Raw genomic sequence first — 12,112 nt, forward strand, 5'->3', positions numbered from 1 at the left:
CACTGAATTTTTTATTTTGTAAATTTTCTGTGTTTATTTTTCGGACATTTGAAAATGTCAGCTCCAATCGCATCCCTTATCATTATTGGGTTGTAACCGGATTCAAATCATGATATATACCATATTTCATTTCATGAAGACAAGTTTAAAAACACGTAAAGTTGACTTTTTGGTGGAACTAGATGCATAATAACGTGTATAATAGAATAAAACATTAACAAACACGAACATTTACCATTGTTGCATGTCCTTATTTCGCAGTTTTAGTGTAGTAAGTTGTGGTTAGTCAAGTCCATCCGATCTTATTGATAGGGAGTGGTTTTTTGAAACCTTCAACAAACCGTATGATGACTCGAATCAAATCAGTCTATATGTTCATTCAAGAGAAAGGTCTTGTGACGACACAAGAGCTGGTTGATGAATTCGGGATCACACCTAGAACCATTCAAAGAGACTTAAACGTGCTTGCCTATAACGATCTTGTTCATAGTCCAAGCAGAGGCAAATGGGAAACAACGAGAAAAAAAGTAAAAATATCATCTTAAGCGTATAATGAATTGTCCATATAACAAAAAGAACCGGCGATATGCCGGTTCTTTTCTTTTACAAATTGTTGACGAAGGGCTAAAATGATTTTTATTTTAGCCCTTTGTCTTCTTTACAGCGTGATAGAAAACCTTTGAAGTCTAGGAAGAACGAGCACTGGCGCGGAGCGAATTTAACATTCGTGAGCACCAGCGCGCAGGACTGACAAAGAATGCGAGGGTTTGTCTACACGCTGAAGAACCGGCGATATGCCGGTTCTTTTCTTTTGTTCTTACGTTATTCACGATTCATTAAGCTGTCTAATTCTTCATCCGTCAATTCACGGTACTCTCCAGGTGCTAGATCTTCATCTAAAGAGACAGCCCCCATCGAGAGCCTTTTTAAAAAGATCACTTCATTTCCCACCGCTTGCGCCATCAGCTTCACTTGATGGTACTTCCCTTCAGTAATCGTTAAACGGATGCGTGTATCTTCGTCTTCATTCGCATCTACTTCCACCTTCGCCGGCTTCGTGTGATAATCATCTAAGATGACAACGCCCTCTTCAAGACGCTTAATGTCTTGATCTCCTAAAGGATATTTCAAATGAACCTCATACGTTTTTGGCACATGCTTTTTTGGAGAAAGTAATTGATGAGCAAGCTGTCCATCATTTGTGAGGAGAAGGAGACCGACCGTATCCTTATCCAGTCTCCCCACAGGGAATGGCTCCCTTGCGAGATCCTCCGGCTCAAGTAAATCGACAACCGTTTCATCCCGCAGATCTTCAGTTGCTGAGATCACCCCGTCTGGCTTGTTCATCATTAAGTAAATGAATTCTTTATATTCTACACGCTCTCCGTGTACGAGCACTTCATCATTTGATGGATCAACATGATCTTTCACCTGCTTTGCCACTTCTCCATTCACTGTGACCGCCCGGGCCTTGACAAGCTTTTTCACATCTTTTCTTGAACCAAAGCCGCTGTTAGCAAGTAATTTATCAAGCCTCATGAATATCTACCTCTTCTTAACTCTTTTTTCTTAAAAATTTCGGCATACGGCTGCCAAGTACACGCTCTAGTAATCCCACCTTATAAGACAAGAACATATACACACCGCCGCCAGTGATCATGGAAATCAAAATGACGATACCCGCTTGTACAATTCCGCCTTCATAAGAAATCACTTGGCTCACAAGTTGACTTGTCAAATATGCCACGACAGCCATGATCGCCGTTAAAATACCAATGAGAATAAAACGTTTGAAAATTCTGCGGAACGAATAGCCGGCATGGCGTTTAATCATGATAAACATATACAAGATGGACGCACTGTAGCCTAATGCTGTTGCAAGTACAGAACCATTTCCTTGCAGCCAGCTGATCAGCGGGATGTTCAGAACCGTTTTAATAATGATCCCTAACAAAAGACTGACGATGGCAAATTTTTGTTTGTTAATCCCTTGCAGAATCGCTGCATTAATGGTGAATAAAGAAAACAATAATGCAACAGGTGCATACCAGAACAAAATGGAGATCCCAATCTCAGGATGAACAGACGGATAGAAAAACCAATAAACCGGTCCAGCCAATGCTGAGATACCAAATGATGCAGGAAGCACGAAAAATAAAATGACTTGCATCGTCTGATCAATTTGTCTATTGAGCAGCTTGTAATTACGTGCTGTAAATGATTCCGTTATCGTCGGAATCAAGGTTAAGCCAAACGCTGTTGCAAGTGACACAGGAATCATCACGAGCTTCGGTAAATATAACGTCACAATGGACAATACCGCTGTACTAATATCCTGATGTCCTGATGCAATCATGGCTCTGTTAATTGTGTTTGTATCGATATAAGAATAAATTGGAATCGCAAGTCCAACAAATACATACGGCGCTGCATAGCTAAACAGCTCTGTAAACATTTGCTTATAAGATAATTCAGAGTGAGCGCCTGTATTCGGCTGCATAGCTAAGAGCCGGTCTTTCCGTTTCAGCCAATATAAATAAAGCGTGAATAAACCGCCAAATGCACCGATCAGTGCGGCAAATGTTGCATATCCGACAGCAATGACAAGCCCGCCGTCAAGCACCTTTAAAATAATAAACGTCGCCGTTAATAGGAAGATGATTCTGACAAGCTGTTCAATCACTTGGGAAACAGCTGTCGGTCCCATCATGGAGTGTCCTTGGAAGAACCCGCGTACAAGACTCATGATCGGTACAACCAAAAGACCTAAGCTGACCATTCGAATCACATATACTACTTGATCGACAGTCAAACCGCCTGTTTCATTTGATCCGCCAAGCTGAATTTTGGCAAAAATCGGTGCGGACAAATATAAAATAGAAAAGGCGATAATCCCGGTGACAAGCATGACCGACATACCCGCCCTGAACATTTTTCTTGTTGTCTCATAATCGCCGATCGCATTATATTTGGAAACAAATTTTGATACCGCTGTTGGAAAACCAAGCGTAGCAATACTTAAAAAGATCGTATATTGATTGTATCCATATTGGAATAGCGCTCCACCAGTAGCTCCAACCATTGCGCTAAATGGAATTAAATAAATCATACCAAGAATACGAGAGAGATACGTCCCTATCGTTAAAACCAACGTACCACGAAGCAGTTTATTAGACATGCGCTTAACCACCATTTTTCTAATGAATATTCAACTTAACTATTTTACCACATCAATTCAATACACAGGTAACAAATCCAATACGGAAGTCACAAAACCAATCAATTCATATTTCAGCCTTCCCTAATCTTCGATATAATAGAAAAATGACTGAAAGTAGAAAGAGGAATGTAACATGAAACATTATGATGTCATTGTCATTGGCGGCGGACCTTCTGGGCTGATGGCCGCGATTGCATCAGCAGAGCACGGTGCGACTGTTCTGTTAATTGACAAAGGAAACAAACTTGGCAGAAAGCTGGCCATTTCTGGCGGCGGACGCTGTAACGTCACCAATCGCCTTCCAGTAGAAGAAATCATCAAGCATATACCCGGAAACGGCCGTTTTCTATATAGTGCATTTTCTGAGTTCAACAACGAGGATATTATTTCGTTTTTTGAAAACCTTGGCATTGAACTAAAAGAAGAAGACCATGGACGTATGTTCCCTGTCTCAAACAAAGCACAATCTGTTGTGGATGCCCTTCTAGACAGGCTCCGCGCCCTCAATGTCACCATTCGAACGAACGAAAAGATTAAAACGGTTCTGTATCAAGACGGACAAGCAGCTGGAATTGTTACAAATAATGATGAAAAAATTTCAAGTAAGGCTGTCGTCATTGCTGTCGGCGGAAAAAGTGTGCCGCATACCGGCTCTACTGGCGACGGCTATGCATGGGCAGAAGCAGCGGGTCATACCATTACAGAGCTCTTCCCAACAGAGGTACCGGTCACATCCGATGAACGATTTATTAAAGAAAAAGTGCTTCAAGGTCTTTCTTTAAGAAGTGTGGCTGTCAGTGTTTTAAATAAAAAAGGGAAACCCGTCGTCACACACGTCATGGATATGATCTTTACTCACTTTGGTTTATCAGGTCCAGCTGTTCTTAGATGCAGTGGATTTGTTGTGAAGGAATTGAAAAAACAGCCGAGTGTACGTCTTCAAATTGACTTATATCCGAAGCTGAATGACGAGGAGCTGTTCCAAAAGCTTCATCGCGACCTAAAAGATGAACCGAAGAAAGCCATTAAAAATGTCCTCAAGTCTTGGATGCAAGAACGCTATTTATTGTTTCTGTTAGAACGGAACGGGATTGATCCACAAGACACATTCTCTGGTCTAGCCAAGGATAAACTGCGTGCATTTGCCCATGATTGCAAACATTTTATTGTGCATGCAAATGGTACGCTATCCTTGGACAAAGCGTTTGTGACAGGAGGCGGCGTTTCTGTGAAGGAAATTGAACCGAAGAAAATGGCGTCTAAAAAAATGCCCGGTCTTTATTTCTGCGGAGAAATTTTAGACATCCATGGCTACACAGGCGGCTACAATATCACATCAGCACTTGTGACAGGCAGGCTTGCCGGCATGAATGCTGCACTAGAAGCAAAGGAGAGAGATCAATGATCAGACGTGCATTACCGATTGTTCTTGCGGTCGTTATCAGTTTGACAGCTGCTGTTTTCTTGAAGCTGTCCATTACCCCGTTAAAAGTCGCCATTGTTTTGGCGTTTACCATTTTCGCAGTATGTTTAAAAGAATATGTCTACCGTCTTCGTAAACGAATTGAGGAAAAATCGTCTTCCCATATCGATAGTTGATAAATGAAAGCAAAACATGTTACGGTAAAGTAGAGGTCGAGTGAGAAGCTCGCCTCTTTTTGTTTGAAATAAGTTGAGTTAGGGGATATTAAGCGAAGTCCTCTGCTTAAACGTGTAGAACAACAGGAGAGTGAGATGGTGTGAAAAACGTATCAAGTGTATTTTGGATTGTGATTGCGATCACATTTGTTGCCGTGATGTGGGGAGCGTTTTCTCCAGACACATTGCAAAATGTCACAGATCAAATTCAAACATACATTACAAATGACTTTGGCTGGTATTACTTGTTAGTGGTATCACTGCTTGTCGGCTTTTGTCTATTCTTTATCTTTAGCCCAATCGGTAAGATTACGCTAGGAAAACCCGGGGAAGAGCCTGAATTTGGTTTATTTTCTTGGTTTGCTATGCTATTTAGTGCCGGTATGGGAATTGGTCTTGTTTTTTACGGAGCAGCTGAACCGATCAGCCACTATGCTATTCAGTCACCAACAGGGGAGACTGAAACAGCTCAGGCCTTCCGCGATTCCCTTCGCTATACATTTTTCCACTGGGGGCTTCATGCATGGGCTATTTATGCCATTGTTGCACTTTGCATTGCTTACTTTAAATTTAGAAAAGATGCACCTGGCTTAATCAGTGCAACGCTGCAGCCCGTTTTAGGAAATAAAATTCACGGATGGATCGGTAAAACCATCGATTGTATTGCGGTATTTGCAACTGTGGTTGGTGTTGCAACAAGCCTAGGATTAGGCGCGGCACAAATAAATGGTGGATTGAATTACCTTTTTCATATTCCAATTGCCTTTAGCACACAATTGATCATTATTATCATTGTGACAGTGCTTTTCCTTGCATCTGCTTTAAGCGGGATTGGAAAAGGCATTAAATACTTAAGTAATATCAATATGGTATTAGCAGCTGTTCTGATGTTTTTCTTACTTTTGGTAGGTCCAACTGTTTTTATCTTAAATTCTTTTACTGATTCGATTGGACAATACTTATCCAATATCGTTCAAATGAGCTTTCGTCTATCTCCCAATGATCCTGAAAAGAGAGAATGGATTAATGGATGGACGATCTTTTATTGGGCATGGTGGATTTCTTGGGCTCCATTTGTCGGGATCTTTATCGCTAGAGTGTCACGCGGGCGGACAATTCGCGAATTTTTAGTGGGTGTCTTAGTCGCTCCTTCCATCCTAGTATTCCTATGGTTCTCGATTTTCGGTGTATCTGCAATGGACTTACAGCAAAAGAATATTGTCGATGTTGCAGGTCTTTCAACTGAAACGATGCTCTTCGGTGTACTGAATGAATATCCGCTGGCGATGATTACATCGATACTGGCACTCATTTTAATCGCCGTATTCTTTATTACATCGGCTGATTCAGCTACATTTGTGCTTGGAATGCAGACAACCTACGGATCATTGAACCCTTCTGGCAGTGTCAAAGTCAGTTGGGGCATTATCCAATCGGCTGTTGCTGCTGTACTTTTATTTTCAGGGGGACTTGAAGCCCTGCAAAATACAGCCAAGCTCGCAGCCTTACCGTTCTCCGTTGTCATTATATTGATGATTGTCTCGCTGTATAAATCACTAAATGATGAACGAAGAATCATCAAACAAACCAATCAAGTCAATAAACCAAGAAGTCCAAGAGTAAAAAAAGCATAATCGCAAGCGAGAAAAAGCCGTTCCTTATCCGAACGGCTTTTTTCTATATATACAATTTAAGATAGTCGCGAGCTTGAGGATTCCTTTAAAATAGTGATGAATCATCACTTTCTACATAATGGAGGTTTATATGACGTTACCTACGTTCAAGTACAACCCAGATCCAGTTTCGTTAAACGTGATCAAAAAAGAGCATACGACATGTCCTATTTGTGAGAAAGAAAGAGACGCCAGCTAACCAAAGAAAAAGGACCCTTCAAGCAGGTCCTTTTTTGAAGCCGTCTATTTTTTATATAAAATGAGTGCAGAAAAACAGTAGAGCTGTTCCCCTCCCTGCTCACAGATCACCGCTACATTGTACTTGATGTCAATGATTTGGTCGTCATCCATTCCTTTTAAAAAATGATTGATTTCACTCTGCAAATCTTTCTCATGCTCTTCATCAAATACAGCTACCTTTAGCACCTATGCCACTCTCCCTTCTCTCGCTACTCTATCTTTATGCAAATAGAAAGAGGCATATGAACAAAAAAACCTTTCATCGTTAAGATGAAAGGCCTTCTATTTACAGCTTCGGTTTTGTTTCTCCTGTCCAAGCAAGCATCCCGCCAACGACATTTGTCGCTTGGTAGCCTTGATCTTCTAGGTAATAGCAGACATTTTCACTACGTTTACCAGAACGGCAGAGAATATAATATTCCTGCGTTTGATCGAATGCATCCAGCTTCTCAGGGATATCGCCCATTCGAATGTGGATGGCTTCCGGGATCATACCCTCTGCTACCTCTTCATCCTCACGTACATCGATAAGCTGAATGGCGTCTTCCTGCTCCAGCTTTTGTTTTAATTCTTCTATTGAAATTTCTTTCACTGACACGACTCTCATCTCTCCTTTTCATTACGGTGACACCATTATAGCAAATGATTCACTTCACTGCGTATTCACCCGCTTTGATTGAAGGAAAGACGGCAGCCGCTTTACTTCGGCTGTCTCGTACTCAATTTCAAACTCTACCTTTTTAAAAACTTGATAGGCCAGCCACATATGACCATAGGCGATTATGCTCACACTAAAAAACGGCACGATTCCCGGTAAATAAGCAAACAGAACAAACAGCACAGCCGAGAAAACAAGCATAGAGAGTGTATATTGCAAGTATGAGATACCGAGCAGAAGAGAGAATTTCAGATAGAGACGTTTTTTCCAATCGTAATGCGCAAGTAGCGGAAAAATATAAAATAAGCTCACAATAAACAGAAAGCCGAAAATATATATAGCAAAGCGAAGCACATGTAAGAGCCAGCTCGCCGGATAGATATAAGCAAGGTCGACATAAATAATCGTTCCAATGATGAACAGCACCACTCCAATGATGTTAGAGCGTATAAACTCCTCCCTGAATACCTTCCAAAAAGTGCGGAATACATTGACCTGCTCATGCCCTTGAATCCACTTTCTCATCACGGAAAATAACGCAGTGGTCGCAGGCATCAAGCCAAATACGCCAAGCCCCAGGATGGTGAACAAAAGCCATAACAAATTCGTATAGGCGAGCCTCATCACCCACTCACACATCCTCAGCATTCTGCTCATTGAACCATCATGATCCATCTCTTTCCCCTCCTCTCTTTCTCTTTACACCGTCTCTTTATGAAACAATTCATCGATTTCAATTGGGCGCTTTTCTGCGACAGAGCGCCACATGCCTTCCCCAAGAGCAATCGAATAAGCACCAGCCTCTGCTCCTGCTAAGATGTCATAGTGAATCAAGGGATCTTTTCCTATAAATAAATCAGCCAAAAGCAGAGGATCTCCTCCGCCATGTCCGCCTGGCTGCTTGACGACTTCAATCGTCTCCTTTGATCCAAACATCGGGTAATAAGAAATTGTTTGTTCTGGGAATTGAAAAGGAATTCTTGATGGCACATGAAACTCATTTGTTTCAATACGCCCCTTCGTCCCATTAATGGCAAGACGATAGCCTTCATATGGGGCAGAGAATTGAATCGAATAGCTGAGCAAAGCCCCTTGGTCATAAGCGACTGACGCCACATATGTATCCTCAATATCAATTTCCTCATCAAAAATGCAGGCATCCGGACGATAATTTGAGTACTGCTGCGTTTGCTCCTGACCGGATTCAATATGATCGTCCTCCACCTTCGAACGCTCAACCCGCGGATTCCACCTTGCTTCATAGTGACATATATCTTTCACATGACATGTTCCGCAAAATCTATTTTCCTCCCCCTGCAAGGGATTCCAAGGGCTTTCGCTGCCGTAATAGTTCAGCGCCCCGTAGGCAAATACTTGCTTCGGTTTTTGATCAATCCACCAGTTGACCAAATCAAAATGATGCGTCGACTTATGAATGGACAGCCCGCCAGAAAATTGACGTGTGCGGTTCCACCTTTTGAAATAACTAGCACCATGATACGTATCAATGAGCCAGCTCAGTTCAACAGATGTGACCCTCCCAATTTTCCCGTCTAAAATAAGTTCTTTTACTTTTCGATGGAAAGGATTGTAGCGATAATTAAAGGTGACCGTGACCTTCCCTTTACTTTCCGCCTCTTTTTCCACCACTTTTTTGGCGTCTTTTGCTGTTGTCACCATCGGCTTTTCAGTGATGACATCTAGATCATGGTCAAGTGCCTGCATGATATATGTGACATGTGTGTCATCCCTGCCTGCCACAATGACGATATCTGGCTTTGTTTCCTTGACCATCTGATCAAATGCATCTTCATGAAAAAACGAAACGCCCCGGAGTGATGGAAAACGCTCCTGACAAAGTGTATACCGCTGATGATCTATATCTAGGAGTCCTGTAATCCGATAATGCTTATTGAAATCCTCTGTGAGCGGTTTAATAAACATATTAAACGCACGATGGCTCAGCCCGCAAATCACGACCCGTTTCACATTCCCCACCCCATTTTCTATTGGTTTTCACGAAGCTGTTTCATAAGAGACAGCGCCTCTTCCGTCTTATCAGCATACACGGGAATGAAAGCGACCATATCCCGGTGTAATTGAAAGGTATAGCCGTTGAGTTTTTTCTTTCCTTTATTGATTTGAACCGCATAATCGACCGTTTTCCCTGTCTTTTTGTCCTCGACCGTATATGGTCCTGCTGCTTGACCGCCTATTTCCATCTCTTCAAGCAGCTGAAAGCTTTCAGGATCATCATATGTTCTAAACATTTCTTCTGGAACAAGCATCACGTCCCCCTCTTTTGAGGTAATTTCAACAAGAAGCTTTTCAGGAATCGCCGGAAAGATGTGGACGCTATACGTCTCTTGTTCCGGCTGAAAAGCCTTCTCCACTAATTGATCCTTCATCCCCTTTGACATATCAGAAAAAATCAGGACATCGATCCCGTTTGTTTTCCCCTGACAAGCAGATAAACAAATGGCAGCGATGAAACTGATGAGCCATACGGCGGCTCTTTTTTGCCTCCTCATGCCTTTTGAAAAACAGACAGCTTTTCTAGCTCAGTTAACGCCATAATAAAAGCGCCTGCCCCGTGCAAGTCATTAGTGCTCCGCTCTCTTCCAACGTAGTAATCATAAAATCCCGCAGATGTTCCAATACAAATATCATTGATAGTAAAATCACCATTTTCTTTCTCAGCCGTCTTATGCTGAATCAAGCCTTGATATGCTCTGACCACATGATCAACATAACGGAGGCTCACATACCCTTCATTCATGGCCTTTGCCATGGCATACATGAATAAACACGATCCCGAGCTTTCAAGCCAATTGTCACTGTGATTTCCTTTATCAATGATTTGATGCCAGAGACCTGTCTTTTGATCCTGGTACTTTGCCACACTTTCCAGCATGTCTGTCAGCGTTTCCTTCCACACCTTCCGCCTTTCATGATGCTCGGGCAAGTCCTCGATCATATCTGCTAATGCAAGGACATACCAGCCAAACGATCTTGCCCAAAACTCTGGGGAACAGCCGGTCTTTTGATCAGCCCATAGCATCGTTTTTCGTTCATCCCACGCGTGATAATACAGACCTGTTTGTTCATCTTTCGTATGCTTTCTCATGAGATGCTCTTGATGGATGACCATATCCACTAGTGACTCTTCACCTTTAAGCTGAGCATACTTTAAGGCAAAAGGACCGCCCATGTAGAGACCATCGAGCCACATTTGATAAGCATAATTGTCTTTATGCCAAAATCCGCCCTCAGACGTGCGGTTTAGCGTACGATATAGTCCGCGCAGCTTCTCCGCCGCCAGCACATACCGCTTCTCTCTCGTTCGTTCGTAAAGAGGGAATAAAATGAGTCCTGCTTGAATGGCATCAAGCTCATCCCTGCGAAATAACAGATTACCGTACTCATCAATGAGGGAGTCCGCATAGTTTTTCACATAATCGAAATACGCCTCGTTCCCTGTTGCCTCATATAACTTCATGACGCCGCAAAGGAAAACGCCTTGATGATAATGCCATCTTCCAGCTGGCGGCAGCTCAATTGGTGTATACGCTTTCATAATGGTTTGTGCTAATTTCTCTGCATGCTCAAGCGGTGATCCCTTTTCAATCGATAAAGTCATTCTTCCTCATCTCCCTTTTTAATAAATACCTTCTTCCCCGAATTTCTTCGCTAAACGGTTTGCCAGCATGACCAAAATAAGTCCAACAGCTGCTTTAAATAAACCAACAGCGGTACTATAGCTGAATTGCCCTTGCTTAAGACCTGCTGTATAAACGTACGTATCAAAAATCTCTGCTACTTCCCGGTTCGTTGCGTTCAGTAATAGATAGACATGCTCAAAGCCAAGCTCAAGCGTATCACCGATTTTTAAAATAAGCAGAACCACAATGACACTTTTAATGGCAGGAAGTGTGATGTGCCACATTTGTCTCAGTCTTCCGGCCCCATCCATTTTTGCTGCTTCATATAGCTGCGGATCTACCGCGGTAATCGCCGCAAGGTAAATGATTGTTGACCATCCTGCTTCCCGCCAGATGACCTGTAAAATGTACATCGGTCTAAACCATTCCTGACTAAGAAGGAAGTTAATCTTTTCTCCACCAAAGAAAGCAATCAATTCATTCATTAACCCGCCATCTACTGTTAACAAAACAAAAGATAAGGACACGACAATCACCCATGACATGAAGTGAGGAATATAAATCATCGTCTGTACAAATTTCTTAAACAATGCCAATCTCACTTCGTTTAAAAGAAGCGCTAATAAGATCGGAATTGGAAAGAAAATCACGACATTCATGGCAAATAAAATCAGTGTATTTTTTAATAAGATGAAAAATGTTGGTTCTGTAAACAATCGAATAAAGTGTTTGAAGCCAACCCACTCACTGCCAAGAATGCCGAGAAACGGCTGGTAATCTTGAAAGGCAATGATGAGCCCCCACATTGGCACATATTTAAAAACAATAAAATAAATGAGCCCCGGCAAAATCATTAAATACAAAAACTTTTGACTTAGCAATTGATTAAGTAAGCGCTTTCTTTTTTCACTTTTCAAAGCTGCCGCAGGCACACCCTTGGCAGTGACATCCTCTGTTTTCATTGATAAAGCCTCCCCTCATGCTAATGCATGTGTTAACTGTATCTTAAGGATGAAAAATC

14 protein-coding genes are annotated in these 12,112 nt (G+C 42.0%); 5 read left to right on the top strand and 9 right to left on the bottom strand.

What is annotated here, in order from left to right; genetic code table 11:
- Positions 1-323: 323 nt before the first annotated feature.
- Positions 324-545 (top strand): DeoR family transcriptional regulator, encoded by a 222-nt coding sequence (locus NSS80_RS14645; protein ID WP_008356419.1) that lies wholly within the window; start codon positions 324-326, stop codon positions 543-545.
- A 277-nt stretch (positions 546-822) separates the two neighbouring features.
- Here the strand turns inward: NSS80_RS14645 and NSS80_RS14650 are convergent, their stop codons facing one another.
- Together NSS80_RS14650 and NSS80_RS14655 are read right to left on the bottom strand one after the other, a co-directional pair.
- Entirely contained in the window at positions 823-1,539 is a 717-nt protein-coding gene (locus tag NSS80_RS14650) for a pseudouridine synthase (protein ID WP_041114954.1), read from the bottom strand.
- A gap of 16 nt (positions 1,540-1,555) precedes the next feature.
- Positions 1,556-3,178 carry a polysaccharide biosynthesis protein gene (locus NSS80_RS14655; RefSeq protein WP_041114952.1) on the bottom strand — a complete coding sequence of 541 codons (1,623 nt, stop codon included), beginning with the start codon at positions 3,176-3,178 and terminating at the stop codon, positions 1,556-1,558.
- Between the two features lie 175 nt (positions 3,179-3,353).
- Here NSS80_RS14655 and NSS80_RS14660 point away from each other — a divergent pair, with 175 nt between their 5' ends.
- From NSS80_RS14660 to NSS80_RS14675, 4 genes are all read left to right on the top strand, one after another.
- The gene (locus NSS80_RS14660) at positions 3,354-4,625 is read left to right on the top strand and encodes an NAD(P)/FAD-dependent oxidoreductase (protein WP_041114950.1); all 1,272 of its coding nucleotides are present in this window, start codon (positions 3,354-3,356) and stop codon (positions 4,623-4,625) included.
- The gene (locus tag NSS80_RS14665; protein ID WP_024424878.1) at positions 4,622-4,819 is read left to right on the top strand and encodes a hypothetical protein; all 198 of its coding nucleotides are present in this window, start codon (positions 4,622-4,624) and stop codon (positions 4,817-4,819) included. The genes NSS80_RS14660 and NSS80_RS14665 overlap by 4 nt, the downstream gene beginning before the upstream one ends.
- Positions 4,820-4,959: 140 nt before the next feature.
- Complete coding sequence (locus tag NSS80_RS14670; RefSeq protein ID WP_034279475.1) at positions 4,960-6,492, top strand: BCCT family transporter; 1,533 nt, start codon at positions 4,960-4,962, stop codon at positions 6,490-6,492.
- A gap of 130 nt (positions 6,493-6,622) precedes the next feature.
- On the top strand, positions 6,623-6,730 hold the full coding sequence (locus NSS80_RS14675; RefSeq protein WP_241770645.1) for a CbrC family protein: 108 nt from the start codon (positions 6,623-6,625) through the stop codon (positions 6,728-6,730).
- Between the two features lie 44 nt (positions 6,731-6,774).
- On the opposite strand, the gene NSS80_RS14680 is transcribed toward NSS80_RS14675, so the two are convergent.
- The 7 genes from NSS80_RS14680 to NSS80_RS14710 form a co-directional block, all read right to left on the bottom strand.
- A complete protein-coding gene (locus NSS80_RS14680) occupies positions 6,775-6,957 on the bottom strand; it encodes a sporulation protein Cse60 (RefSeq protein WP_024424881.1) in 183 nt (60 codons plus the stop codon).
- 100 nt (positions 6,958-7,057) lie between these two features.
- Positions 7,058-7,369, bottom strand: a complete 312-nt coding sequence (locus tag NSS80_RS14685) for a rhodanese-like domain-containing protein (RefSeq protein ID WP_041114947.1) — start codon at positions 7,367-7,369, stop codon at positions 7,058-7,060.
- A 54-nt stretch (positions 7,370-7,423) separates the two neighbouring features.
- Positions 7,424-8,104, bottom strand: a complete 681-nt coding sequence (locus NSS80_RS14690) for a YesL family protein (RefSeq protein WP_317221879.1) — start codon at positions 8,102-8,104, stop codon at positions 7,424-7,426.
- A gap of 24 nt (positions 8,105-8,128) precedes the next feature.
- Positions 8,129-9,418: a Gfo/Idh/MocA family oxidoreductase gene (locus NSS80_RS14695; RefSeq protein WP_317221878.1), complete on the bottom strand. Its 1,290-nt coding sequence runs from the start codon at positions 9,416-9,418 to the stop codon at positions 8,129-8,131.
- 17 nt (positions 9,419-9,435) lie between these two features.
- Entirely contained in the window at positions 9,436-9,960 is a 525-nt protein-coding gene (locus NSS80_RS14700; protein ID WP_041114939.1) for a hypothetical protein, read from the bottom strand.
- Entirely contained in the window at positions 9,957-11,069 is a 1,113-nt protein-coding gene (locus NSS80_RS14705) for a glycoside hydrolase family 105 protein (RefSeq protein ID WP_041114938.1), read from the bottom strand. The genes NSS80_RS14700 and NSS80_RS14705 overlap by 4 nt, the downstream gene beginning before the upstream one ends.
- An 18-nt stretch (positions 11,070-11,087) precedes the next feature.
- Entirely contained in the window at positions 11,088-12,053 is a 966-nt protein-coding gene (locus tag NSS80_RS14710; protein WP_024424886.1) for a sugar ABC transporter permease, read from the bottom strand.
- Between the last annotated feature and the right edge of the window lie 59 nt (positions 12,054-12,112).

The sequence above is a fragment of the Bacillus sp. FSL M8-0350 genome, assembly GCF_038593345.1.
GTDB classification, from domain to species: Bacteria; Bacillota; Bacilli; order Bacillales; family Bacillaceae; genus Bacillus; species Bacillus safensis.